At 73.5% G+C, this 26,377-nt stretch carries 12 protein-coding genes and 2 pseudogenes; 5 read left to right on the top strand and 9 right to left on the bottom strand.

Going from position 1 to position 26,377, the window contains the following annotated elements:
* The 4 genes and pseudogenes from AB0I15_RS38460 to AB0I15_RS38445 all read left to right on the top strand — a co-directional run.
* The coding region (locus tag AB0I15_RS38460) for a hypothetical protein (RefSeq protein WP_358107078.1) at positions 1–719 on the top strand (719 nt) is incomplete at its 5' end.
* A gap of 205 nt (positions 720–924) precedes the next feature.
* A complete protein-coding gene (locus tag AB0I15_RS38455) occupies positions 925–3,339 on the top strand; it encodes a glycoside hydrolase family 3 N-terminal domain-containing protein (RefSeq protein ID WP_358107075.1) in 2,415 nt (804 codons plus the stop codon).
* A 2-nt stretch (positions 3,340–3,341) separates the two neighbouring features.
* Positions 3,342–3,440, top strand: a pseudogene (locus AB0I15_RS38450) (hypothetical protein); the annotation flags it as partial.
* Positions 3,395–3,574: pseudogene (locus tag AB0I15_RS38445) on the top strand (family 43 glycosylhydrolase); the annotation flags it as partial. The pseudogenes AB0I15_RS38450 and AB0I15_RS38445, both read left to right, overlap by 46 nt.
* 71 nt (positions 3,575–3,645) lie before the next feature.
* Here AB0I15_RS38445 and AB0I15_RS38440 read toward each other — a convergent pair.
* Complete coding sequence (locus AB0I15_RS38440) at positions 3,646–4,647, bottom strand: endonuclease/exonuclease/phosphatase family protein (protein ID WP_358107072.1); 1,002 nt, start codon at positions 4,645–4,647, stop codon at positions 3,646–3,648.
* 99 nt (positions 4,648–4,746) lie between these two features.
* Here AB0I15_RS38440 and AB0I15_RS38435 point away from each other — a divergent pair, with 99 nt between their 5' ends.
* Positions 4,747–5,472, top strand: a complete 726-nt coding sequence (locus AB0I15_RS38435) for an AAA family ATPase (protein ID WP_358107069.1) — start codon at positions 4,747–4,749, stop codon at positions 5,470–5,472.
* Here AB0I15_RS38435 and AB0I15_RS38430 read toward each other — a convergent pair whose 3' ends face one another.
* From AB0I15_RS38430 to AB0I15_RS38395, 8 genes are all read right to left on the bottom strand, one after another.
* Positions 5,473–6,264, bottom strand: a complete 792-nt coding sequence (locus AB0I15_RS38430; RefSeq protein ID WP_358107065.1) for an SAM-dependent methyltransferase — start codon at positions 6,262–6,264, stop codon at positions 5,473–5,475.
* Between the two features lie 33 nt (positions 6,265–6,297).
* Positions 6,298–8,115, bottom strand: a complete 1,818-nt coding sequence (locus AB0I15_RS38425; protein ID WP_358107062.1) for a hypothetical protein — start codon at positions 8,113–8,115, stop codon at positions 6,298–6,300.
* A gap of 18 nt (positions 8,116–8,133) precedes the next feature.
* Positions 8,134–13,335: a hypothetical protein gene (locus AB0I15_RS38420; protein WP_358107059.1), complete on the bottom strand. Its 5,202-nt coding sequence runs from the start codon at positions 13,333–13,335 to the stop codon at positions 8,134–8,136.
* Positions 13,335–16,628, bottom strand: coding sequence for a hypothetical protein (locus AB0I15_RS38415; RefSeq protein ID WP_358107056.1), 3,294 nt, complete (start codon positions 16,626–16,628; stop codon positions 13,335–13,337). Before AB0I15_RS38415 ends, AB0I15_RS38420 begins: the two co-directional genes overlap by 1 nt.
* Positions 16,625–17,797 carry a kelch repeat-containing protein gene (locus AB0I15_RS38410; protein ID WP_358107053.1) on the bottom strand — a complete coding sequence of 391 codons (1,173 nt, stop codon included), beginning with the start codon at positions 17,795–17,797 and terminating at the stop codon, positions 16,625–16,627. Before AB0I15_RS38410 ends, AB0I15_RS38415 begins: the two co-directional genes overlap by 4 nt.
* Before the next feature lie 20 nt (positions 17,798–17,817).
* Positions 17,818–22,785 carry a DUF6603 domain-containing protein gene (locus AB0I15_RS38405; protein ID WP_358107050.1) on the bottom strand — a complete coding sequence of 1,656 codons (4,968 nt, stop codon included), beginning with the start codon at positions 22,783–22,785 and terminating at the stop codon, positions 17,818–17,820.
* Positions 22,778–25,288: a M64 family metallopeptidase gene (locus AB0I15_RS38400; RefSeq protein WP_358107047.1), complete on the bottom strand. Its 2,511-nt coding sequence runs from the start codon at positions 25,286–25,288 to the stop codon at positions 22,778–22,780. Before AB0I15_RS38400 ends, AB0I15_RS38405 begins: the two co-directional genes overlap by 8 nt.
* A gap of 136 nt (positions 25,289–25,424) precedes the next feature.
* A complete protein-coding gene (locus AB0I15_RS38395; RefSeq protein WP_358107044.1) occupies positions 25,425–26,189 on the bottom strand; it encodes a protein phosphatase 2C domain-containing protein in 765 nt (254 codons plus the stop codon).
* Between the last annotated feature and the right edge of the window lie 188 nt (positions 26,190–26,377).

Raw genomic sequence — 26,377 nt, 5'->3', positions numbered from 1 at the left:
CCGCGGCGGTGGCCGCGGGCGATCGCTTCTACGCGCCCCGGCCGCTGCGGGCCCGGCTCGCCGCGGACGGGCCGCCGCACGAGCGCTCGGCGGCGGCCGGCCGGGTCCGCGAGGCGCTGGCCGAAGGGCCGCACAGCCTGCACTGGGAGGCGTACGAGCCCGAGACCCCGGAGCTGCGCGCCGCGCATTGCGAACTGCGCACCCCCACCGGCGCGGACGCCCACCGGCAGGCGTTCCGCGCCCTGCTCGGCAGCGGGCGGCCGGTCGCGGTCGGGATCGCGCTCGACCACTTCCACGACGCCGACGGCCTCACCCGCTTCGGTCTCGACGACGGCGACGACGCCCCGCGGGTGCTGGCGATCGCCCGCGCCCTGCTCACCCAGGACGACGCCGCCCGGCATGAGGGCACCCGGGACGACGACGCACGGCAGGAGGTCACCCGGGACGACGACGCCCGGCGGGAGGCCGCTTGGGCGAGTGCGCTCGGCATCGTGCAGGAGCTCGGCGAGCCCGGGGACGCCCCGGCGATCGTGGCCGCGCTCCACCCCGGCACCCCACCCGCGATCATCACGCGGGCGGTGCGGGCGGCGTCGTGGTGCCTGTACCGGTGGCAGAGCGCCGACGCGGAGCTCATCGCGGCCCTGCGGCGGGTGAACGCCGACGAAACCCTCACCGAGGACCTGCGCGCCGAGGCGGCCGAAGCCCTGAGCGACCTCTGATATTCCAGACAACTTTCCTGAAACTTTCATCGTGCGGCCGAACCGCCGTACCAGGTCACCGTGGGGCCCGAAGGCCGGTGCACGGCGTGCGGGCGGCCCGGTGCCGAAAATTTCGGTATGACTTCGAAATATTCTTGACGTCGTTGCGGGAGGCACTTAAAGTCCCGGCGTAATGATCGGGACGAATCTCTCGAAAGTCTCAGACATGACTTCTGTCAACGCGCCGGGCCTCGCGCCCTGGCGGGACAGCGCCCGCACGATCGGCGAGCGCGTGGAGAGCCTGATGGCCGAGCTGACCCTCGAGGAGAAGGTCGCGCAGCTCGGGTCCGTCTGGGTCCAGACCGACGAGCCGGGGAACGTCGCGCCCCTGCAGGACTTGTTCACGGCGGCGGGCGGCCTGGAGGAGCGGCTGCGCTACGGGCTCGGCCACCTCACCCGCGTCTACGGCACCGCTCCGGTGAGCCCGGCCGAAGGGGCGGCCCGGCTGCGCTCGCTCCAGGAGCGGGTCATGGCCGCCAACCGGTTCGGGATCCCCGCCATCGCCCATGAGGAGTGCCTGACCGGATTCGCCACGTACGGGGCCACGGCGTACCCGACGCCGCTGGCCTGGGCGGCCACCTTCGATCCCGGGCTGATCGAGCGGATGGCGGGGGCGATCGGCGCCGACCTGCGTGCGGCCGGGGTGCACCAGGGTCTGTCGCCGGTCCTGGACGTCGTGCGCGACTACCGGTGGGGACGGGTCGAGGAGACGCTGGGCGAGGATCCGTACCTGGTGGGGCAGCTCGGGGCGGCGTACGTGCGGGGGCTGGAGGGGGCGGGGATCATCGCCACGCTCAAGCACTTCGCCGGGTACGCGGCCTCGCGCGCCGCCCGCAACCACGCCCCGGTCAGCATCGGGCCGAGGGAACTGGCCGACGTGGTGCTGCCGCCGTTCGAGACGGCGCTGCGCGAGGGCGGGGCGCGGTCGGTGATGAACTCCTACACCGACCTCGACGGGGTCCCGGTCGGGGCGAGCGCGGACCTGCTGCGGCGGCTGCTGCGGGAGGAGTGGGGGTTCGAGGGGACGGTGGTGGCCGACTACTGGGCGGTCCCGTTCCTGGCCTCCATGCACGGGGTGGCCGAGGACGACGCGGGCGCGGGCGCGGTGGCCATGCGCGCGGGCATCGACGTGGAACTGCCCGAGACGGTCGGGTACGGCGAGCACCTGGTGGCGCACGTCCGCGCGGGGCGGGTGGACGAGGCCCTCGTCGACGAGTCGGTACGCCGGGTGCTCCGGCAGAAGATCGAGCTCGGCCTCCTCGACACGAGCCCGGCCACCCCCGAAGCGGACGCCGGCGCTCCGGCCCCCGAGGATCGCCCCGGCGCACTCGACGGCGCGGGCCACCCCATCGGCTCACTCGTCCCCGACGGCGCCGATGAGCTGGACCTGGACAGCCCGCGGAACCGGCGGCTCGCCGCCACCGTGGCGGAACGTTCCATCGTGCTCCTCTGCAACCCCGGTGCCGTCCTGCCCCTCGACCCCGGCACGACCGCCCGGATCGCGGTCATCGGGCCGTGCGCCGGCGACCCGCGCACGCTGCTGGGCTGCTACGCCTTCCCCAACCACGTGCTCGACCGCTACCCGGAGCACGGCACGGGCCTGCCCATCCCGTCCATCGGGGAACGCCTCGAGGCCGAGTTCCCCGGCGCGGAGCTGCGTCACGCCGTCGGGGCCGACGTGACGGGCGACGACGGGTCGGGGATCGCGCCGGCGGCCGCGCTGGCCGCGGAGTCCGACCTGGCGCTCGTGTTCGTCGGCGACCGGGCCGGGCTGTTCGGCGGCGGCACCTCGGGCGAGGGCTGCGACGCGGCCGACCTGCGCCTGCCCGGCCTTCAGCCGGACCTGGTCGAGGCGGTGCTGGGCACCGGCACGCCGGTCGTGCTCGTGGTGGTGTCCGGCAGGCCGTACGCGCTGGGGGCCTACAAGGACCGGGTCGCGGCGGCGGTCCAGGCGTTCCTGCCCGGCGTCGAGGGCGGGTCGGCGGTGGCGGGCGTGCTGAGCGGCCGGGTGAACCCGTCGGGCCGGCTGCCGGTGCAGATCCCCGCGTCGCCCGCCATCAACCCCTCCACCTACCTGCAGCCGCCGCTGGGCCGGCGGGCGGACGGGATCACGGTGCTCGACCCGAGCCCGGCGTTCGCGTTCGGGCACGGGCTGTCGTACTCGGCGGTCGAGTACACGGCCCTGATCACCGACCGCGCCCAGTGCCCCACGGACGGCGCGGTCGAGGTCAGGGTAACGGTCCGCAACGCCGGCGACCGGCCGTGCGAGGAGGTCGTCCAGGTGTACGCCTCCGACCCGGTCGCGCAGGTGGCCAGGCCCGTCGTCCAGCTCGTCGGGTTCGCCAGGGTGGCGCTGGAGCCGGGGCGCAGCCGCGAGGTGGCGTTCGACGTGCCCGCGGACGCGTTCTCGTACACCGGCGTGGACCTGAGCCGCATCGTCGAGCCCGGCGCGATCACGCTCTCGGCCGGCCCCTCGGCCGAGGAGGCGCCGCTGCGCGCGGTCATTCGGCTCACCGGTGAGACCGTCACCCTGGGCCGGGCGCGGCGGCTCACCACCCGGACCAGGCTCTTGGAGGGCTGAACGTGCGCACGTGCGACAACCCGGTGCTCGGCGGGTTCCATCCGGACCCGAGCGTGTGCCGGGTGGGCGAGGACTACTACCTGGCCTGGCCTGCTCCAGCTTCGAATACTTCCCCGGCGTGCCGATCTTCCACAGCCGGGACCTGGTGCACTGGCGGCGGCTCGGCAACATCCTCGACCGGCCGGGGCAACTGCGCCTGCCGCCGGAGACCCCGGCGTCCGGCGGCGTGTACGCGCCCACGCTGCGGCACCACGACGGCCGCTTCCACCTGATCACCACCAACCCAGGGCCCGGGGTGGCCGGAGGTCAGGGCAGGCGGAGTTCGGCGAAGACGCCGCGGTGGTCGGTCCCGGGCACGTCCAGGATCTCCACCCGGCCCACCCCCACCCGCCGATCCGCCAGAACATGGTCGATGGAGATGATCGGCGGAATTGCCCGGCCGTTCGGCCACGTGGGCGTCAGGCCCTTGCCCACCTGCGAGGCCGCGTCCACGTACCCGCGATCCAGCAGGTCACGGAACGGCCGGTGATCGAGACTGGCGTTGAAGTCGCCCGCCAGCACCCGGATCACCGACGGTGAGGCCGACGGCAGGGTGCGCAGAACGGTCCGCCACTCCTTCTCCTTGCGCCCGAGCGGCGGGTCGGGATGCACGGCCACCAGCTCCACCTCGGTCCCGCCGGGCAGCGCCACGGTGGCGGCGGGCATGTTGTGGCCGAGCGGGGTGAACAGGCCGGTCAGCTCCGTCACCGGATGCCTGGAGTAGATGCCGCTGCCGGTGGCGCCGAACTCGGGCTGCAGCACCCGGTACGGCAGGAGCTGCTTCAGCCCGGCCTGGTCCAGCCGTTCGACCTCGGCGTGGGTGAGCTCCAGGGCGCTGAACACCTCGACGTCGTGGCGGCGTACGAGGTCGACGACGGTCTGGGCGTCGCCCCGGCCGAACAGGTTGATCGTCAGCACCCGCAGCGGCGTCCCGTCCGCCGCTGGCTGCTCCGCGCCGAACACCCGCGGCGCCACGATCGCGACGAACACCGCGCAGACGAGCGCGGCGGCCAGCGCGGCCGGGCGGTTGCGCCGCAGCAGCGACAGCAGCGCGGTCAGCGCCGCGATGCCCGCCGCGTACGGCGTCACGGTCATGAGCTGGGCGGGGAACGAACCCTGCTCCAGGCCGCCGAGCCGGACCACGGCCCACACCGCCAGCAGGGTGACGACCGTCCAGGACAGCCATCGCCTGCGGCGCTTCCCAGTCGCCGGCCGGTCGTCCGTCGCGGCCCGCTCGGACCCGGCCGCTGTGTCCACTCCTCTACTCACAATTTGAACTTTAAACCGATTTGGAACGATCCGCGAGCACGCGATCGTCGGACCCATCGCGTAGGAAGGCAGGAAGGACACGAGGAAGGACCATGGACGTTGCTGCTGACCCGGCTCGAGGTTCCCGAGCTTCCCGAGGGCTGGTCGGCCGGCCTGCCGCCCGTGCGCCATCTGGCGGAGCACGGCCTGGCCTTCACCGCCCCGGTCACGTTCCTGGTCGGTGAGAACGGGTCGGGCAAGTCCACCCTCATCGAGGCCATCGCCGACGTGTGCCGCATCAACGCCGAAGGCGGCAGGGCCGGCACGAAATACGCCTCCACCGGCGAGCCCACCCCGCTCGGGGCGGTCCTGCGGCCCGGCTTCACCGCGGCGGGGCTACGGCTCGTCCGCGGGCCGCGGCTCAAACGCCGGGCGTTCTTCCTGCGCGCCGAGACGCTCTTCGAGCTGGGCCGCCGGGTGTCCGGCCTGTACGGCTACTGGGAAGAAGACCTCACCGAGCAGTCCCACGGCGAGGGCTTCTTCACGGTCCTCGAACGCATGGTGTCGGGGCCGGGGCTCTACCTGATGGACGAGCCCGAGGCGGCCCTGTCGTTCCATTCCTGCCTGCGCCTGGTCGGCCTGCTCCACCGCGTCGCGGGAGAGGGCGGGCAGATCATCTGCGCCACCCACTCGCCGATCCTCACCAGCCTGCCGGGCGCCCAGATCGCGGAGCTGGGCGAGCACGGCATCCGCGCGGCCGAGTGGGACCGCCTCCAGGTGGTCGACGACTGGCGGCGCTTCCTGGCCAAGCCCGACTTCTACCTGCGCCACATCCTGGACGACTGACTAGCGCTTGCGGCCCACCCCGGCGTACATCCACGTCGCGGAGTCGGGGAAGAGCGGCGCGTCGTGCCACTCCGAGACGCCCACCAGCCCCGGCTCGACGAGGTCGAAGCCCTCGAAGTAGCGGGCGATCTGCTCGGCGGACCTGGGCGTCCTGCGCAGGGCCTGGTGCCGGGTGGCCGACAGGTAGCGCTCGGCCATCTCCTCGGCGACCAGGTCGAGCGTCAGGTGGCTCAGCACCAGGTAGCTGCCCCCGGGCAGCGACTGCGCGTAGGCCTTGACCAGCCCGGCCGGATCGTCGTCGTCGGAGATGTGCATGAGGATCGCGACCATCATGAGCGCGACCGGCCGGGTGAAGTCGAGCGTCTCGCGCACCTCGGGGTGGTCGAGGACGAGCTGCGGGTCGCGCACGTCGGCCTCGATGTAGGCGGTCCTGCCCTCCGGCGTGCTGGTCAGCAGGGCCCTGGCGTGCGTCATCACGATGGGGTCGTTGTCGACGTAGACCACCCGGGCGTCGGGCGCCTCCGCCTGCGCGACCTCGTGCGTGTTGCCCTGGCTGGGGATGCCGGTGCCCAGGTCGAGGAACTGCCGCACGCCGAGCCGCGTGAGATGGCGCACCGCCCGGCCGAGGAAGGCCCGGTTGTTCCTGGCGCTCTCGCGCACGCCCGGCACGGCCGCGATGACCTGCTCGGCCACCTGCCGATCGGCCTCGAAGTTGTCCTTGCCGCCCAGCCAGTAGTCATAGACCCGGGCCGAGTGAGGGATATTCGGGTTGATGCCGTGCGGAGCGGTCACAAGGACGATCCTAGGTCATGGCCTCCCTCTCTTTCATGAGCCGGCCGGGCGCTCCGTGGCCGTGTCGACCAGCAGATCGAACGCGAGCCCGCTGGAGCCCTCGCCCCGGCCGGTGCCGCGCTGCGCGCCCAGCCACACCACGACCCGGCCGCCGCGCCACCGGGTGCGGTTGTAGGCGACCGTGATCCGCGTGCCGGTCTGCGGCACCTCCTCCTCGTTGACGAAGTACCCCTGCGGCTCGGCGGCGTCCAGTCCTTCGCGCAGCACCGCCGTACGCGGGCTCACCGGCTCCCCGTCCACCACGCTCGGCATGGCCGCGCGCCGCAGCCGGATGCGCCGGTTCTCGCCGGGCTCGTGCACCGGGATGAACGGCACCCAGTACTCCGGCACCGAGTTCATCGCCTGGTAGGCGATCGGCGCCCGCGGATCGGTGGGCGACGTGGGCGGGAAGAGCCGCAGCCGGTGCGCGAGGATCTCGGCCGCCACCTCGCTCCCCGAGCGCCCGGCGCCGGTCGGCAGGCGTACGGTGCGCTCGATGCCCCACACCATGTTGGCGTTCTCGTCGCGGATCAGCGCCACCTCCTCCAGCGGCGGCCCCACGGCGGCCTTCGGCACGGTCGGCGGCAGGAACAGGCCGGTGTCGGCGGGCACCGAGTCCGAGCCGACGGTGTCGAGCGTGAACATCGACCACCGCTGCCAGTCCTGGTCGTCGCCCGCGCCCGACGGGGTGATCCACAGCCGCTGCCCGAAGACGTCGGTCACCGCCAGGCCCAGGATCGAGGCCATCGTGCCCGCGGGCAGGTCGCAGGGGAGGTGGAACCAGTCGTTGCCGTAGACCAGCGCGAACTCCAGCATGATCAGCCGCGCCAGGTCCGTGCTGTCCGGCCGGACGGCGGCGAAGTTGGTGCGGCCGTCCTCGACCGCCCACCAGCGCGGCAGCGGCATGCCGGAGAAGCGCACCGGGGCGGGGAACACGGTCCTGTTGATCCTCGCGGGCGCCGGAGCCGCGCCGCCCGGCAGGCCGTCCGGGTCGATCGAGAACGCGTGCCAGTCGAGCTCGCCGCCCGGATATTCCGGCGCGGTGAGCACCTTGCCGCCGCCCGAGACGGAGAAGCGGTGCTCCAGCCGCGCCGGGTCCCAGGCCGCGCCGTCGGAGGGCTGGGCGATCAGGTCGTCGAACCAGGCCACCAGCTTGGCCCCGAGCTCGTCGAGCCGCTGGCGGTGGTTGTGGTGCACGTCCTCGACGCCGTCGTAGGCGTGCCGGCCGTCCTTGACCAGCCGGTACAGCTCGTAGCCGTCCATCCTGCGGCCCGCGACGGCCTGCAGGGCCGACCAGACCTCCGGATGCGCCACGCGGGGAGTGTCGGCGTCGGACTCCGGGCCGGGCAGCGCGACGGGGAAGCGCTTGACGTACGCGGGCCGGTACTGGCGCAAGGACGAGGACCTGCCGAGCAGCTTGAGCCACCGGCGGCCGAGCGCCAGGCGCAGGTCGAACGAGATCCGGTCGGCGCCGAACGCGAACGGCAGGGCGCGGCGCTCGGCCACCGCCTCCAGAGGCAGCCCGGCGGGCAAATCCTCCGCCTCGCCACCGGCCGGCCGGAACCGGGTGGGCGTGGCTGCGGCCAGGGCGTAGGTGGCGGTCACGGGCGAGCCCGCGTCCGATCCGCGCAGCTCGCCGAGTTGCCACTGCCGGGTGAGCATCCACAGCGCGTCTCGCACCTCCACCCGCAGCGCGCGGTCGAAGTCGGTCGCCCGCGGCCGGACCTCCAGCCGGTTCCACAGGCCCACCACCGGATGGTCGCGGCGCGCCAGCGCCTCGCGCAGGTTCTCGATGCGGGGCGGCTCAGGCATCGGTGCTCCCTCCGGGGGTCATGTCCTGCGCAGGTTGTTGACGGCCAGGTCGGTGCTGATCGTGATGGGCCTGCGCGTCGCCGACAGCACGGTCGCGGGCAGCAGGTGCGCGTACGCCGTCCCGTCCAGGTGCGCGGGCTCCACCGCCCGGCTCCTGGCCAGCTCGAACGTCTCCCCGACCGCCGCCACCAGGTCCTCCCACCGCCACGCGCCCGTCGTGACCGGCGGCGCGACCAGCAGCATCGCCTGCGGCGGCTCGGAGTCGGGCCGGTCGTGGTTGAGCGCGATCGACGTGGTCTCCCGCTCGGCCGGCACGACCTCGGTCCACTCGTCGAGCAGCAGCCCGCAGGCCGCGCCGTCGTCGATGAAGTCGTCGTCGGCGTAGTGCGCGGTGAACAGCACCCGGTCCTCCCCGAACGTGGCCCCGGGCGCGAACTCCATGCCCAGCCAGTGGTCGCGCTGCCGGTAGGGGAGCTGGACCGGGGTCAGCGCGGGCTCGTCCCAGCCGTCGTGGTTGCCCAGCAGACCACCGCCCGAGCCGCGCAGCGCGTCGCTGAGCAGGGTGACCTGCTCCCACAGCCGCGCCCGGTCCCGCACCCTGGCCACGCCGTGCAGCCAGTCGTCCATGGGGAAGTCGCGCCCGAAGTCCTCGCTCAGATGCTCGACCAGGTCGCCGCTGTCGTCGTGGGCCCTGCGCCAGTCCTGGGCGAGCCGCTGTGACGGCGTGAACTCGGGCACCGCCAGCACGTCCTCGCCGAGCAGCGCCTTGAGCGCCTCGGTCGCGGCCTGGACCCGCTCGGGGTCGGTCACCGCCTTGTCGTAGGCGTCCAGGGCCCGCCCCGAGGACTCCACCCGGCCGTCGATCTCGGCGGCCAGCGCCCTGGCCCGCCCGAGCAGCTCGGCCCCGTACGCGACCGCCCGGTCCTCGAACGGTCTCAGGTCCAGCCCCGCCGGGTCCACGTCGGTCAGCGGCAGCAGGTCGGACACCAGGTCGAGCAGGCCGCTCAGGGAGCTGCGTTCCGTCCGCGCCACGTCGCGCACGTCGTCGAGGCGGCGGGTGAAGGCCCTGCGCCGGTCGTCGAGGATCATCCGCAGCCGCCGGGGCCGGTCGGGCAGGGGGCTGGTCGGCCGCGTGGTGAGCAGCCGCTCGGCCTTCTGCAGCAGCAGGAAGCGCTCGGTGTCGGACGCGGCCTGCGGGAGCGCGTCGTAGACGTCGATGAGCGCGTCCGACTCGTCCAGGGCCCTGTCCATCCGGTCCGCGACCGCGGCGACCGCGGCCAGCACCTCGATGAAGACGCCCTGCCGCCAGGCGGCCACCTCGCCCCAGCCGCTGCGCACCATGCCGAACCCGCCGGCCGCGGTCACCAGCCGCGCGTACCGGCTCAGGAACGTGTCGATCCCCTCGATCGCGTCGCCGCGGCGGACGGGTGCGGGCGGCTCGGGGAAGACCCGGGCCAGATCGTCCACGTAGTCGTCCACGTCGCCGGCCAGGCGCCGCAGGGCCTCCCTGACCTCTGCCGGGCGCGACCTGGACAGGGAGACGTCGTCGTCGGCGGCGCGGTCCACGGTCTCCGCCCCGGCCGCGGGCGTCAGGTCGCTCGGGCGCACCGGCCGCGACGTGGTCAGCAGCGTGCGCAGGGCGGCGATGAGCTGCGACAGCTCGAAGAACGTCACCCGGCCGGGCACCCGCTGCGTGTAGCGGATGGTCAGCACGGCGTCGGGACGGGGATGCTCGCGCTCCATGACGACGCCGACGATCCGGTCGTCCAGGTCGGTCATGGCGGACTCGCTCGCCGGGCGCAGCGCGTACAGCAGGTCGATCGAGCCCAGCCCGCAGTCGCGCTGGGTGACGACGTGGCTCTCGGCCTCCCCGTCCACCGGGTCGGTCCAGGTGACCAGCGCGGCCACCTTGTCGTCGTCGGGCAGCAGCGCGGGCAGCCAGTCCTCGACCGCCGGCTCGGCCTTGCCGCGCGGTGTGTCCTCCGGCCCCGGATTGCGCCTGGGACGGAACTGCACGGCGAGCCGGTGGGTGAGCGTGACGCCGCCGCGCGGCGTGCGCACCACGGCGGGGTCGGGCGGCAGGCCCTCCTTGGCGTACGCGTCGAGGGTCGCGGAGGCGCGTTCCGGGTTGCCCGCCAGCGCCTGGTACGCGCCCTCCGCCACGGCCAGGTCGGCCAGCGCGTCGTGCGTGTCCAGCAGCCGCAGCGCCTCGGCCTCGATGGCGTCCCGCTGGGCGTCGCCGACGTCGGGCAGGCCCTCGGCCCCGAACGGATAGTGCGCCGCGCCCGGCGTCCGCGTGATCCGCCGGACGAGCGCCAGGCCGTCCACGACGTTGCGCGCCTCCACCAGGTCCACGGCGGTCCCCGGGCCGGGCCTGGCACCGGGCAGCCGGCCCGCCCGCAGCGGGAACGCGCCGCGCAGCGCGGTGATGAACGTGTCCAGCTCGGCGTCCTCGTAGCGGTCGTGCAGGCCGCGCTCGAACCGGTAGCCGAGCAGCGCGCCCAGCGACTGGCCCTGGCGCATGCCCTCCAGCAGGGACAGCGCCACCCTGACGCGCTCCGAGCTGAGGTTGACGGCGAACACGCCCGGGGTCTCCCGCGTGGCGTTGGCCAGGTAGCCGGCCCGCAGGACCGCCGCCGTGGTGGCCTGGGCGGGGGAGTGGGCGTGCACGTAGCCGCCGTTGGCCGGGTCGTGCCACACCGATGGGCCGAACAGCGCGGCCAGGTCGCCGGTGAGCGAGACCTGCTCGAGCGGTCTGGGACGGGGCCGGACGTCCTCCAGCCAGCCGTACGCGCCGAGGTGGACGCCCCGCCGTACGGCTCCGCCGCCGGGGCGTCGCAGCTCGGTCAGCCGCTCCGTGGCCAGCCCGAGCATCCAGGCGTCCAGCCGGTACGCCGCGCAGTCCAGGTGCTCGGCGAGCACCCGCTCCAGCCGGGCGGTCGGCAGAGCGGCCAGCAGGCCCAGCGCCCGCACCTGCTCGTCCAGATGCGCGATCGCCTGCCCCTGCGGGCCCGCCGTCCCGAGCACCACGGGGATGTGCTCGCGAACCAGCAGGCCCGGCTGCCCGGTGATCGCCGGGTCGGGGGAGTAGAGCTGGCGGAACCGGCTCTCGCTCGCCGCGCCGCCCCTGATGTGCACGAACAGGGGGTCCACGGGCGGCGGCACGGGACTGCCCGCGAGCGCCGCCAGCCTGCGCCCCGCGTCCTCCCAGCCGAGCAGGACCGCGTGGCGCAACAGCAGGTACAGCAGCGCGGCCGGCCGGCGGTCGCCGGTGAAGCCGCGCTCCAGGCGGATCGTCTCCAGGTCGGCGCCGGCATGGTCGGCCAGCCACCGCAGGTAGTTGCCGCCCCCGGGCAGGTAGTCGCGGACCGGATCGGTCTCCGAGGGCGGGCGGTCGTCCACGAGCGGGCCGAGCAGCGGGTGCTGCGTGCCGACGAACAGCCGCCGCACCAGGTCGGGGTCCTGGCCCGCGTGGCCGAGCCGGGCCAGCAGGGCGCGGATGGGGCCCGGCATGTCGAGCCGGTCCAGGGCGGGGAGCACGCGGGGGCCGCCGCCGGCGAGGTTCTCCCGGTTGTAGACGTCCTCGACGCTCTGCGCGTAACGCTGGTGGTACTCGGCGGAGGTCGGGTGCAGCGCCAGGATGTCGAGCAGCAGTTGGTGCGGGTCGCCGGACCGGCCCAGGTGGGCGACGCGGGACTCGGCGGCTGCCCGCCAGTCCTGGGCGGCGGCGTCGAGGACCTGCTTCATGCCGCGCCGGTGCCCGGCGGGCAGGGACAGGCGGGAGAACGCCGTGGTCGGCACGATCCCGTACGGCTGCCGGCCGATCTTGACGACGGGGAGCGGGCCGCGGCCCGACACGTACCGGGTGAAGAAGGCGCGGGTCTCGTCCACCATGGCGGGCGCGATGATCGGGTTGAGCATGGTCCGCAGGTACGAGCCCCACGTCGCCGGCCACAGCGCGATGTTGGCGGCCTTGGCGTCGCGCTGGTCGGTGCGGTCGGCGTTCGGCGCGCCCGCGAGCGCGGCGGGGTCGATGCCGAGCAGCTCGGCCAGCCATTCCCCGTCGGTTCTGACGGCCCAGTCGTCGCCCGCGCTCTCCGCGCCGAGCAGCCCGATGCCCTGTGCGGTGCGCAGGCCCGCGTCGGCCTCCTCACGGGCGTCCTGGCCGGCCGGGGCCGCCTCGCTGTTGTTGGTCGGGGTGCCCTGCGGCAGCAGCGTGAACCCGGACGGGCTGCGGAGCTGCCGGGTGATCAGGTCGGCCAGCTCGGCGCCCGACTCCTCGGGCCCCGACCGCTGCCGCAGCCCGAGCACGACCAGCCGGTCGAGCCCGCCCCGGATCCGGTCGGTCAGCGGGATCCGCACGGCCATCCCGGCGGCGACCGCCCGGTCCAGGTCGGTCAGCCAGCGCAGCTCGTCGGGGACGTGCAGCGAGCCGCTCTGCTCATCCACCCTGAGCTGGTCGGACGCCCCCGGGTCCGGGCTCACCGGCAGCGTGTCGGGCACCGGCGCGCCGGTCACCGACACCACCTGCTCGCCGCCCTCGAACCCGAGCACCACGAACCGGTCGGGCAGCAGCCGCGCCCGCGCCGCCCGCGTCCACGACTGCGGCGCCACGTCGGCGGCCACCGGCAGCACCAGGAACGACACCACCACCGCGTCGCCCGCGCCCGGCGGCGGCGAGTCCGCGCCGACCGGCCGGCGAGCCCTGATGACCTGCGCCCGGGTGTTCCCGACCGCCGTGCGCAACGCGACGAACGCGGCCCGGGCGGCGTCCCGGTCGCCGTGCGCCCGCCAGACCGCGCTCCAGTACGTGACGGCCGGCTGCCGGTCGCCGGCGGGCAGCGGCTGGTTGCTGACGATCACCAGCACGGTCGTGCCCGCGGGCACTCCGGTCGGCCGCGCCCCCAGGTCGGCGGGCCGGTGCCCCTGGAGCAGCCAGCTCGCCCGCCCGGCCGGGACCCGCCGGGCCAGCTCCTGCCAGGCCGCCTGCTCGGCCACCGCCTCGCCGCCCGAACGCCACAGCGCGATCCAGTACGCGTCCAGCGCGGCGATCTCGGCCGCCGTGGGCCTCGGCTCGAAGCCGTCGGTCGCCCACTCGTCAGGGAAGATCCGGACCAGCAGCTCGGTGTCGGTGAACCGGGTCTCCAGCCGCACCGGGCCGAGCAGCACCGGGTGGTCATCGCTGAGCGGGCCGGTCAGCGGCCCATCGGTGACGGTCATCAGGGCAACATCTCCTGCGCGTGCACGGCCAGCAGCACGGGTGCCTGGAAGAGCACGTACGCGACGTCGGCCGAGCTCAGGCCGCCGTTCCAGACGGGCAGCTCCAGGTCCTCCTCGTGCTGGTCCAGCTTCTCCTGGTCGTCGTCGGGCACGTCGAACCCCTGGAGCACCACCGGGGCCGTCGTGGCCTCGTCGAGCAGGATGAACCCGCCCCCGGCCGGGTCCACGTCCTCCCACGACAGGTCGTTCCACACCTCGACCCGCGTCTTCGGGCCCTCGTCCAGGCCGAACCTGGGGTCTCCGGGGCGTTCCTTGATGACGAAGAACCAGCCGGGGTCGCCCTGCCCGCCCTTGGCCTGCAGGGCCGTCAGGTCGAACCCGAGCAGATGGATGTCGGGCGCGACCCTGGCCTCGTACAGGGGGAAGAGGATCTCCGTCCGCGACGGCTGCAGCGGGTCGAGCAGGTCCACCGGGACACGTTCCTGGCGCGGGTCGGGGTGCTCGTTGTCGGGCTGCCAGCGGGCGCGGTGGGCGTAGACGGCCGCGTTCGGGTATTTCCTGAGCAGCTCGCCCCTGATGACGAGGACCAGCTCGTTCTCCTGCGCCTGCCCGGCGTCCCTGTTGTCGTTCTCGCCGAGTTTGCCGGCCTTGGGCCAGTCGTGGATGGGGCGGATGTCGTACAGGCGCTCGCGGCGCTCCTTGGGCGACTCCCCGGCGGGCGAGGGGACCGTGCGGACGTCCCAGAACTGGCGGAACGGCGTGCCCCGCTGATCGGTCGGGTACTCGCGCCAGAGCAGTTCGCGGGCCAGCTCGTGGTTGAGCCCCACCAGGTACGACTCGATGAACTCCGGGTTGGGCTCCAGCAGGGTGATGGTGTTCGGCGGGATGAGGGACAGGTTGGGCACGAACAGATCCACGGACAGGTCCAGCAGCGCCTGGTACATCGGCAGGTCGATGACCGGATAGGCCATGGCCTCGATGAACCGCTCGGCGAACGGCCGCAGCCGCTCCGGCAGCGCCACCGACGTGAGCAGGCTCCTGGGGACCGCCAGGTCGGCGCGCAGCCCGAGGAGCATCGAGTCGGTGAACGCGCTCACGTCCAGCCTCGGGCGGGACTCGGCCTGGCCGGCCAGCTCGGCGTCGTCCCAGCCGCGGTAGAGGTCGCGCAGGGCGTCCTTGAAGCGCAGCGCCTCGGCGCTGTCGGCGTCGCCCTCGGTGGGGATGAAGGGGTCGCCGGGCAGCGTGATCACGAAGTCGGAGCTCTTGGGCAGCCGGTCCACGGGGTCGCCGCCGTCCGCCGGGGAGGCCGGGTGCAGGACCTCGTCGAGCTGACCGGGGGTGACCACGGCGGCGGGGGTGAGCTTCGGCGGTGCCGCGGTGACCCCGCCGGGCTCGTCCATGCGGGGCACGAGCGCGTCGGGGGTCAGGGTCTCGGTGAACGGCAGCGCACGCATCAGGCGGGAGCCCGGCCTGGTGGCGCGGCGCATCGGTGGCGACAGCGGCGTGCCCGCCACCCGGCTGCGCGCCACGTGGAACCCCACGGACACCTTCCCGGCCCCACCCGAAGCCACCTCCCCGCCCAGCCCACCGGCCCCGGGCCCGGCGGTCCTCGGGTCGGTCGAACGGGGGTCGGTCGAACGGGGGTCGGTGGAGCGGGGGTCGTCCGCGAGGACGCGGGAGCCGGCCGGGGCGGTCAGCGCCAACGTCCGTCCCGACAGCGCCACCGCCGTCTCGGCGCCCGGCGGGGGCGCGCCGTCCCCTGCCGTCAGGGCCGCCACACGGGCGCGCATCAGGGTCGCGGGCGGTTCCAGGTGCTTGGCCTGCAGGACGTACCCGACCTCACGGGCGAGCTGGGCCGCCCTGATGCGGGCGTTGGCCGCGATGACGTCGCCGACCTGCGACCACGCCGCCAGCATGAACTCCTCCTGCCGCTCCTGCACCACCCGCGTGCCCAGCCCGGCGGCGATCCGGAACCGGGGGTCGAGGTTGAGCCGGTGCACCCAGTTGCGGTCCGGTGTGATCGGCTGGTTCTCCCTGTCGAACAGCAGCCGGGTGGTGAGCGCGTGCCAGCGGCCGTACAGGGGCGGTGTGATGACCGGGTCCACCTGCGCCGCCAGGGCCTCGGCGGCCGGATGCGCCGCCGCCAGCCGGGCGTGCGCCGCGACCGGCGGCTGCTCCAGGTAGTCGTCACCGAGGTTGATCAGCGCGGCCAGCGCCCGCTGGAAGTCGTGCGGGTAGGGTTTGTCCGGCGGCTGGTCGTCCCAGTTCTCGTGGATGTCGTCGGTGCGCAGCGGCGCGCGCAGCGCCCCGCCCAGGCGCAGGACGCCGCCGAGCGCGGCCGGCGAGTCGATCCCCGGCAGGCGGGGGCCGGCGGGCCGGTGCACGTCCACGTCCCTGCGCCCCACACGGGCGTCGGGCAGGCGCGGCTCCAGCAGCCGGACGAGGAACTCGAAGTCGCCGGCGGCGCCCGTACCGAAGAACCAGCGGTGATAGTACGGCAGCGCGCCCGGCTCGGGGCGCCCCTGATAGTCCGGCCCCCACGCGCCGTGCAGCGCCTTCGGCGAGAGGGACGGGTCGAGCCCGAGCCCCGCCAGCCGCCCCGTCTCGAACGCCGGCACGAGGAAGGCGTGATAGGTCGTGCCCGGCTTCAGATGCCGGGGGCACATGAGGCGGGAGCAGGCGCTGTCGGCGTCCGACGCCAGGACCCCGCCCAGGGCGGGCAGCGCGGCCCCCATGTCGTCGGAGACCACGTGCCCGTTCAGCGAGCCGTTGACGTGCACGTGCGCCCACGCGCCGAGCTGCTCCGGCGGCGGCAGCACCGCGGCGGGATCGGAGACCGTGACGTACGGCAGCGGCCGGCCCGGCACCGTCCCCTCGGCGAACTCGGCCCCCGGATCCTCGCCCGGGTTCTGGCCCCCGGCCAGCACGATCAGCGCCAGCCACGGGGCCAGCCGCCGGGTCGTACCGGTGGCCGGGGCCGGGCTGTAACGCCACGGGAAGTCCTCGTCGTAGAACTCGATGTGCGCCAGGTAGTTGGGCTCGGCGTTGGTGATCCAGGGGTTGGGCTCGACCCGGGAGATCGCGCGCGGGTCGATGCCGACGACGTCGCCGGGCCCGTAGAGCTGGACGAGCCGCTCGACGTCGCGCGTGATCGTGCCGCCCTTCAACGCGTCGCCGGTCAGCCGCAGCTTGACGGCGATGCTCGCCCGCTCCGCCGTCCCGGGGTCGGCGGCGAGCCGCGTGGTCAGGCCGGTACGCAGCCACGGCAGGAACGAGTACGCGTTGGGGCTCACGGGACGACCACCTCGGCGAAGACCTCCGTCGTGGCGGTCAGCTCGTCGGCGCCGAAGACGGCCGCCGCCAGGCCGGACCGTACGACGCCGCCGGTCACCAGCACCCCTGCGCCGCCGGCCAGCTTCGCCACCGCGAACCCCCACCGGCCCACGGCCAGCCCGCCCGCCGGGCTCCACGTCTTCGTCACGCCGTCGAAGACCAGGGCGTTGGCGTAGCCGACCCCGTCCCGGACGGTGCCGGCCCCGCCGACCACGAGCGCCCGTCTCTGGCCGAGCGGCACCGCGCGGTGCAGCCCGCGCCCGGACGGCATGTCCGGCAGTTCCGTCCACTTTCCCGTGGCCGGCGTGTAGAGCTCCGCCGTGGCCCGGCTGTACGGGTCGAACGTCCCGTCCCCCGGCCCGCCGGGCGCGCTGCCGCCGGTCGCCAGCACCGTGCCGTCGGACAGCGGCGTGGCCTGGTGCCTGCCCCTCGCGGCGAGCAGGTCGCCGGTCGGCGTCCAGGCGCCGGTGGCCGGGTCGAAGATCTCGCAGAACGCCAGCGCCGCCTCCGCGTCACCGGCCACGGGCACCACTCCGCCCACGACCAGCACGCGGCCGCCCGGCAGCACGACCGCGGCGTGGCCCGAGCGGGCGTCCGTCATGGGGGCGACCTCGGTCCACGTGCCGGCGGCCGGGTCGTACAGCTCGGCGGTGCGCAGGGCCTTGACCGACTGGGCGGAGCGGATCGTGGCGCCCCCGGCGACCAGCACCTTGCCGTTCTGCAGCAGCGCCGCGCTGTGTCCCCAACGGTTGCCGTGCAGGCTGCCGGTGGCCGTCCAGGCGCCGGTCGCGGGGTCGTACAGCTCGGCGCTGGCCAGGCCGGGCGCGGGGAACTGCGCCGTGCCGCTGATCCCGCCCGTCACCAGCACCTTGCCGTCGTCCAGGAGCGTGATCGTGTGCAGCCGCCGCGACGTCTGCAGCGCTCCGGTCGGCGCCCAGGTCTTGGCGGCCGGGTCGTAGAGCGCGGCCTGGGTGAGGGCGGCCTGGCCGGGGGAGGCCCCGCCGGCCACCAGGACCTTTCCGCCGGTGAGGGTGACGGCGCCGTCGTGCCGGCCGTACCAGCTACTCGGGGTGGGCAGGTCACCGGTGCGCGTCCATTGGCCGGTGGCCGCCAGGGTGGGACTGGTCATGGCGTCGTACCCTCCCTGGGTCACGGGGTGAAGATCTCGGTGGTGTCGGTGAGCAGGTCGGTGCCGGGGTACGGCGCCGCGGCGGCGGATCGGGCACGTCCGCCCGCGACCAGCACCCGGCCGTCGGGCAGCTCGGCGATCGCGGCCCCGGAGCGGCCGGTGGCCAGGCGGCCCATGGCGGTCCACGCGCCGGTGGCGGGGTCGTAGAGGAGCGCGTCGCGGAACCCGCCGTCGAACGAGGGCGCCCCGGCGCCGCCCATGACCAGCACCTTGCCGGAGCGCAGCAGGATGCTGTGGTGCCCGCTCCGCCCGCCGGGCATGCTCGTGACGGGCGTCCACTCGCCGGTCGCCGGGTCGTACCGCTCGGCGCTCGCCAGACCGGCCGGGCTGAACGGCCGCGCGGGCGGATCGGCGGTGCCCGTGGCCCGGCCCGACATGCCCGCGGGCGCCACCCCCGGAGCGTCGCCTCCGGTGACGAGCACGGTGCCGTCGGCCAGCACGGCGGCACGGTGACCGGTACGCGGGGTGGCCATGCTGCCGGTCGGGGTCCAGGCGCCGGTGGCGGGGTCGAAGACCTCGCAGTACGCGAGCGCGGCGGCACCGCGTCCCGTCCGCACCACACCGCCGATGACCAGCACCTTGCCGCCGGGCAGCGGCACGGCGACGTGACCGGAGCGCGCGTCGGTCATGGGCGCGGCCGGCGTCCATGCCCCGGTCGCGGCCTCGAAGATCTCCGCCGTCGCCAGCGCCCGCTCCGGCGAGCCGGTCTCGCCGCCGGTCTCGCCGCCGGTCTCGCCGCTGGTCTCGCCGCCGGGGCCCGGCGGGGTGCGGGGGCCGGTGCCGCCCGCGACCAGCACCCTGCCGCCGGGGATGACGGTGGCGGTGTGCGAGTGGCGCGGGCCGGCCATCGACTCCGGCGTCCCCGACCAGGCTCCGCTCAGCGGGTCGTAGATCTCGGCCGAGGACACCCCGGCGGGCGCGCCGCCGTTACGGCCGCCCGCGACCAGCACCCGGCCGTCCTCCAGGGCCGTCACGGTGTGCAGGTGGCGAGCGGTCCCCAAGGGCGCGACCACCGACCAGGCCGCGGCGACCGGATCGAACAACGCCACCGCCACCAGCGCCTCCCCACCAACGCTCAACCGCACACCCGTGCTCGGGGTGGGGGTGGTGGTGCCGCCTGCGAGCAGGATGCGGCCGTCGTGTAGGCGGGCGGTCGCGTCGGGGGAGTCCCAGGCCGCGGCGGCCGGCAGGGTGTTCACCGCGGAGTGCCAGGTGCCGGGCACCGCCGGCGGGGCCGCGGCGTCGGACTGCGGGACCGCGTGGAGCGTGCCCGCCAGGCCGGGGTCGGCCTCGACCCAGTCGTCCAGCGCGTCCAGGGCCGCCGCCAGGCTGAGGAAGCTCGACGGGCTCCCCGCCAGGGCCGCCGGTGGGAACGCCTGGAGGTTGTTGCGAAGCTGGGCGATCACGAAGCGCGTCCCGGTCAGCCGTACGGTCTCGCTCGCCGGGAACGGCTGCCTGAGCGTGGACTCGTGCTGCGACAGCGGCGACCGGCTGGTGCTGCTGCCCTGCAGGAACTGCCCGAACACGGCCGGGCTGACACTGGTGAGCCGCTTGGCCCGCACGGGCGGCGGCACCACGAACCCCCGCACCTCCCCGTTACCGGCCGCGCCCGAAGCAGCGCCGGAGCCCGAACCGTTACCGGTGGCGGTGCCAGAGCCGGTGCTAGTGCCAGGGCCGGTGTGGGAGCCGTTGCCGAGGGCGCGGGCGCGGGCCACGGCGCCGCTCGGGGCCTGGCGGGCACGGCTGTCGATGACGATCGCCTCGTACCGGGCACTGCGCCGCACCACCCGGGCCGACGCCATCGCCCCCTGCGCCGCCACCAGCTCGATCCCCGCGTCCTGGTCCTCGTACGCGGGCCGCGACAGCTTGGCGGCGTCGTTCATGTCCTGGAACTGGGCCATCGCGAACTTGTCCGGCGTGACCGACGCCCGTACCAGGCCGCCGTCCGGCGCGGGCGCCACGGCGAAGCGTTTGCCGTCGCTGGGCCGCTGCGCCCCCACCCGGTCCAGCCGCACGTCCAGCGGGATCGCGCGCTGCCGGACGAACAGTGAGCCCAGCGGGTGCAGCACCAGGTCGTCGGTCGCCGGCAGCGTTCTGAGCGTGACGAGCGGCCGTGTGCCGCCGCCCGGCAGCCGCGTCTCCCAGCCCTCCAGCTTGGCGAACTCGGTGGCCAGCAGCGCCAGCACCTCGACGGGCGGCAGCGTGGTGTCCCGGCGCTCGCCCCATTCGAGGTCGAAGTCCGCGGAGATCTCGAAGAACAGCAGCGAGATCGACCCGCGCCCCTTGGCCCGCCACGGGGACGGCCCGGACAGCTCGAAGTCCAGGTCGATGCCCAGCAGCCCGATCCCGAACGCCTTGAGCGTGACCCCCGCCGACACGGCGATGAGGAACGAGAACGGCGAGAACCGGAACAGTGCGTCGAAGCTGATGTGCCCCTGGATGCCGAAGTCGTCGAACCCCAGCACCATCTCGGCCCGCGCGCCGAACTGCACCGTATTACTGGTTATCGCGAAATATCCGGAAACGCGGATCCGGGCGCCCGGCCGGTTGAGGATGTCCACCGCCAGCCGCCGCGGCACCGGGAATGGCAACGGCGGCGGCTTGAACGCCGGGTGGAACCCGCCCACGGTCACCACCAGGTCCGGGTTGTCCCCCCACGCCACCAGCAGCCCCATGCCGCCCTCGATGGTCATGAAGAGCACGTGCGAGTCGAACAGCTCGGCGAAGAACCACAGCCGCTGCTTGTCGAACTCGATCGCCCCCGCGAAGTTCACCTGGAGCGCCAGCAGCGGCGTCCGTTCGTCGGGCAGCAGGCACCGCAGCACGCCGACGATGGCGATGTTCCCCGGGATCTCGATGATGACCCCGACCGACACGCTGATCAGCGTCGGCGTGCCCCACCCGATCTTGGCCATCGGCCCGATCAGGAACCTGCCCTCCTCGATCGGGAAGAAGGCGTTGAGGTCGCTGAGGATCCTGGGCGCGTTCGCGATCACGTCGCGCGGGAACATGACCGACTCGATCGCCCCCGTGCGTACGCCCTCCGCCAACGCCTCCAGGTTCATGCGCCGGTTCAGCCCGATCAGGCCGCCCACCGCGAGCAGCGTGAACCCGAACCCGAGCTGGATCCCGCCGGGGAACTCCGCCGTGATCACCAGCAGCAGGGAGAAGCCCTTGGAGCCGTCCGGCATCCTGGTGCTGATCAGCCCGAGCGCCTTGACCCCGAACAGGCCGGTGAACTCCAGCTCCAGCGCGCCCGCGTACTCGCCGCGCTCGGGGAAGAAGCGCAGGAAGCCGCCGCCGCTCACCACGCCGGCGTCCACGGACAGCCCCGCGCCCCGCGGCGGCCTGAACCCGATCGACAGATCGAGCGGCCCGAGGTTGCCGTCGTGGCCGGACCTGAACGCGAACGCGGCGGTCAGCCCGACCTCCTCGACGACGACCTTGAGCGGTCCCAGCTCGGCCTTGAACGTCGCACCGAGCCCGATGGGCAGCCCGTCGCCCGAAGGCGCCGCCGAGATCGTCAGCGACTGCATCTCGACGGGCCCGAGCCGCAGGTGCACGGGCACCTGGATCTCCATGCCGGCGGCGCCGCGGAAGTAGAAGCCGTCGCGGTGGGACAGGCCGATCGTCAGGTCGGCCCCGAAGGAGAAGCCGCCCTCAGGGACGATCTTGGCGATGAACCCGTCGGCCCCTGACGGCTCGAAGACGAACTCGAGCCCCGTCAGCTCCACCTCGGCGAAGACGTCCACGTCCGCCCCGGAGAGCCGGATCCCGCCGGTCCCGGCGATCTTGGCGAACTGCAGCCGCGTGCTCCCGGGCGCGCCCAGGAGCACCGTCGGTACGCCGTCCGCCCCCGACCGCTCGGTCCTGACCTCCAGCGCGCCCACCGCGTGCACGGGAGCGCTGTCGGACTCGAACCCCAGCACGAGCTCGATCGGCCGCCCCGGCCGTAGCCGCACCGCCACCCCGCCCTGCAGATCCAGCTCGCTGCGGATGGTGACGAAGATGTCGGGCCCCAGTTCGAGCCGGAAGTCCAGCACGCCGTTGAACGACGGCAGCACCGCCAGGCCCGGCGCGACGGAGTCCACGGCGGGCAGCGGCAACAGCCGGACCTCGGCGGCCATCCGGCCGGACTCGCGTACCCGCTCGAACATCACGGCCCTGAGCACCTTGGGCCGCGGCCGCTCCGGCAGCGGCGGCGGGCCGCCGACGGCCGCCACGGTCCGCAGGGACGGCGGCTCCACGGCCACGCTCACGCCGACGGAGGCGAGCAGATTGTCGATCTGCGAGGCGAGCTCGGGGAAGTCGAAGGTGGCCTCGCCCCAGCCGAACGCGTTCTTCAGCACCAGCGACGGATCCTCCAGCATGCGCGGCAGATCCGCCACGTCCAGCGCCAGATGCACGTACGGCGTCCGCCCGCCGGTCTGCGGCGTGTAGGTCGCCTTGACGACCCCGAGCGAGCGCAGCGCGAACCCGATGGACGGGTGGAAGTCCTGGAGGTACGTGACGATCAGGTAGTCGACCAGTTGCCTCGGGAACACCGTCTGGAACCCGTCGGCGCGCAGCGGGGCCGGGATCGAGGCGGCCGGCGCGGTCGCGATCCCCCGGATCCCGGCGATGACCCGCTGGGTGGCGTGCAGCACCCGGGACACGTCGTCGGCCGAGATCTGCACGCTCGCCTCGCCGCCGCCGACCTGGCCGCCGACCTTGACGTTGCCCTCGCCGAGCAGTTTGGTGAGGCTGTCGTACAGGGTCTCCACGCCGGCGCCGAGGTCGCGCAGCGGCTGCGGGATGTCGCTCGCCTGCCAGCCGAGCCGCTGCAGGAACGCGATGAAGGCCTCCGTCGAGCCGAGCGCCTGGCGCAGGGGGAGCAGCGCCTGGCCGATCTCGGCGACGAATGTGTCGAACGTCCCCTGTTCAGCCATTCTTCTTCGCCTTGGGATAGAACTTCTCGCTGAGCATGCCGTGGAAGCTGGGATCGACCCGGTTGACGAGCAGCCACTTGCAGACGTAACAGAACGGGACGGCCGCGCCCGTGGCTCCGAGGCTGCGCATCTTGCACGTGCCGGTGGGCCGGTAGTAGCCGCGGGCGAACTCCCTGGCGCCTTCGAAGATGCCGATGAGCAGCGACGAGGTACAGGGCGGCTTGAACCCGGAGATGGAGACCGGTTCGTCGGGTTCGTCCTTGGGGTTCTCGTTGTCGGTGTCCTGGTTGAGCGGCAGTTTCGTGCTGGTGAGCTTCTCCAGCACCTTCGGCTCGGTGATGGTGATCGCCTGGCGGTTCTTGTCCACCACCGGCACGAAGACCGCCGAGCCGGCCTCGAAGACCGTGTTCTGCTGGAGCCCCGGCCCGAACAGCACGAGCACGCCCTCCGGCCTGACGCGCACGATGCTCAGCGTCTGGAGGTAGAGCCCCGACGTGAGCGGCAACTGCCTGCCGGACACGTTCGGCGCGAAGTTGCGCACATGGACCTGCACCGGCGGGGTCTCCGCCATGACCTTCTGCCACTGCCCGACCTGGCGCGGATCGATCGGCAACTCGACGCCCTGGGCGCCCATCACGGATCTGCCGGTCAGCCTGGAGGAGATCCTGATGCGGGGCAGCGCCAACCATTTGATCTTGGCCGGATCGATCAGCGGCCCGGCCTGACCGGCCATCTGGAGGAACTTGAGCTTCGAGACGTTGTCCTCGGCCAGGTCGTCGACGCCGGCGTCTCCCGGGTCGTCCTTCGCGCGGGTCTCGTACTCGTCCGAGAGGTTGAAGCTGTGCCCGAACTCGTGGGCGATCGCGCCGGCGACCTGGTCGATGTCCGGCTCGATGACGTTCGGCGGCTCCCGGACGAGCACGTGGATGCTGTCGGGCGGGGCGGCCAGGACGGGGGCGACGAGGTATTTGGCGCTCAGATGCAGGGACGTGCCCACGCTCACCGTCGTCATCGTGTTGCCGTTCGTGTTGGTGCCCCCGGTGACGCCGTCGTAGGAGATCATGCCGACCAGGCCCCTGCTCGGCTTGAACGTCGTGGCGGGCTCCCACACCGGCCCGATCAGGGTGAACGGGTCACGGTCCAGCTCCAGCCCCCTGATGAACCGCAGGATGGTGCTCTGCCGGCTCGAGAAGCGGTTGCCCGGATACACCTGGGGGGCGTGCCTGCGCCGGTCGGGCGTCAGGGTACGGGCCGGATCGGTCGGCTGGTAGAACTCGTACACACGCGCGACGAAGTCCGCCAGCGCCTGGACCTTCTCGTCCCTGGCGGGCCGGGGCACCGACGGCCGGCCCGTGTTCCGCTCGCCCGGCCGGCTGCCGAGGATCAGGCCGAAGAAGGTGTCCCTGGCCTGGAGGATGCCGGCCGATTGGTGCGCCTTCCAGGCATCCAGGAGGGCGTCGTCCACCCTGTCCTGCTGGAAGTCCCTGAGCGACTGGTCCTTCCAGAGCTCCACGAGGTTCGGCCGGCGCTCGTTCCGCATGGGCTCGCCCACGATCGCGAAGAGCTGCTCCAGCGTGTAGGCGTTCTTCTTGGCGGTGGCCGGGTCGTTGTAGGGGATCTGGGCGCCCTTGGGCACCAGCCCCGACTCGGTGTCGGTGACGCGCCAGCCGCAGGTGATCGCGTGCTGCTGCGACGGGGCGAAGGCGGTGAAGACGTTGAAGGCGTCCTTCAGCATCGGGTACGGCTCATGCGCCGGTTTGGTGAAGATGCTCTTCTGGACGGCCTCGGTGAAGATCTTCTCGAACTGTGGCCTGTCGGTCTCCCTGAACCCGTCGGCGAGGAAGAGCATGTTGTGCGCGGTGCCGGCACGCGACAGGTTGGGAGTGAGCCGCGGGGCCAGGACGCGGCGGCGCGTGTCGTAGTTGACGACACGGGTGGGCAAGGTCCGCGTCTGGCCGAGGAACGTTCCGCTGACCATGACCGGCGTCGTGGTCACCGTCGTGCCGCGCAGCCGCCCCTCCGGCATGACGACGACCTTCGCGTCGGGGGAGCTCAGCGTGACGTAGCCGTGGCCGGTGATGTCGCCGATCAGGTCGGCCCCCGTCGAGTTGGGGTCGTTCGGCGCCGAGTCCTCGCTGAACTTCGCGTAGATCGACGGCTGCGCGTGGCCGACGTCGTCCACGGCCGTGGTGATCGAGTCGTTCCCGAACCACCACGACCTGAACGCGTTGTGCACCTGGAGCCGCCCCACCAGGTAGTCCTGGCCGGCCCGGAGCTGGAACAGATAGACCCCCGGCCTGGTCGCGCTCACCTCGCCGGTCGTCAGGTTCACCGTCGGCACGTCGCGAAAGCGCTCACCGACCTTCTGGTACGGCGCGAAGAAATCGAACTCGTAGCCGCTCGATATCGGGTCCAGCAGATAGCGGCCGTCCTTCGCCGGATCGGCGTCCACCAGCACCTGGAAGAGGCGTACGAACAGTTTGTGACCGCCGGTCAACGCCATGTGCAGATCACAGCTCGGGAAAAGAAGAAGTTCGGCCACGGCTTTTCCCATCAAAGAGTTGATGGACCGATAGTGGAACGGTGGCGCTCTCCCCCGAGACCCTTCAGCGTGCCACCGCCCAGAGGCCGCGTCCAGATCAGGCGGTGACGAAATCCGCGATGACGATCGTGGCGTCGTCCTTCGGCTCGGCGGCGGCCATCTCGTCGTAGAGCCGGTCCAGGCACGCCACCGGCGATGCGGCGTCGCTGAGCAGCTCCTTCATGCGCGTCACCCCGAGCGCCCTGACGGCCCCGTCGGTGACGATCACCACGCGGTCGCCGGGACGCAGCACCACGATCCCGACCTCGGGATTGAGCGCCGACGGCAGGCCCACCCCGCGCAGCAGCGGCCCGTCCTCGAACGCGTGCGGCGTCGTCAGCGGCCGCGGCTCCCCGCCCCTCGGGCAGTGCCAGATCGCGCCGTTGCCGACGTGCGCGAACCGCAGCCGCGGGCTCTCGCCCCGGTCCAGCACCACCAGGTCCAGAGTGCTGACCAGATCGGGGGTGGCGGGGTTGCGCAACGCCGACGTACGCACCGCGCGATGCGCCACCTGGACGCACTCGTCCAGGTCCGACTCCCGCGTCCCCGTGTGCTGCGGCCGGGCGGCGACCACCGCGCCCAGGGCCAGCGCGGCGGCCGTGTGGGCCAGCTCGGTCCCGCCCACCCCGCGGGCCGCCGCGATCAGGCGCTCCTGGACGACGTACGCGTCCGACGGCCGGCTGTGCGAGCCGTCGTACGTGCCGCCCACGGCCACCAGCCGCGGCCTCGACACCGGCATGCCGGCCGGCCAGTTCCCCCGCCGGCCCCTGACGGTCATCACCGACAGACATCCCAGCAGAATCGTGATCACGAACAGTGTCATGAGGTCCCTCCCCCACCGCATTGGTCGCGGCCCGCGACCAGTACACGCGTTTGTGAAGAGACGCGACTGACGGCTGATCGGCCGTCGTAGCGTTCTGACGGCCGATCGACCGTCATGCCACCGGGGGTGCCCCGGAGCGAGGGTTCGGTGAGGGCGGTGAATACCGTCGAGAGCCGGCCCGAGGAAAA

Origin of the sequence: Nonomuraea sp. NPDC050643 (genome assembly GCF_040654715.1) — a bacterium.
Lineage (GTDB): Bacteria > Actinomycetota > Actinomycetes > Streptosporangiales > Streptosporangiaceae > Nonomuraea.
The sequence above is the reverse complement of the archived record's forward strand: the minus strand, read 5'-3'. Positions and strand labels throughout refer to the sequence as shown.

Coding starts and splice junctions, on each gene's coding strand:
- AB0I15_RS38455 (WP_358107075.1), top strand. CDS start 925: ATGACTTCTGTCAACGCGCCGGGCCTCGCGCCCTGGCGGGACAGCGCC.
- AB0I15_RS38425 (WP_358107062.1), bottom strand. CDS start 8,115: ATGCCTGAGCCGCCCCGCATCGAGAACCTGCGCGAGGCGCTGGCGCGC.
- AB0I15_RS38420 (WP_358107059.1), bottom strand. CDS start 13,335: ATGACCGTCACCGATGGGCCGCTGACCGGCCCGCTCAGCGATGACCAC.
- AB0I15_RS38410 (WP_358107053.1), bottom strand. CDS start 17,797: ATGACCAGTCCCACCCTGGCGGCCACCGGCCAATGGACGCGCACCGGT.
- AB0I15_RS38405 (WP_358107050.1), bottom strand. CDS start 22,785: ATGGCTGAACAGGGGACGTTCGACACATTCGTCGCCGAGATCGGCCAG.
- AB0I15_RS38400 (WP_358107047.1), bottom strand. CDS start 25,288: ATGGCGTTGACCGGCGGTCACAAACTGTTCGTACGCCTCTTCCAGGTG.
- AB0I15_RS38395 (WP_358107044.1), bottom strand. CDS start 26,189: ATGACACTGTTCGTGATCACGATTCTGCTGGGATGTCTGTCGGTGATG.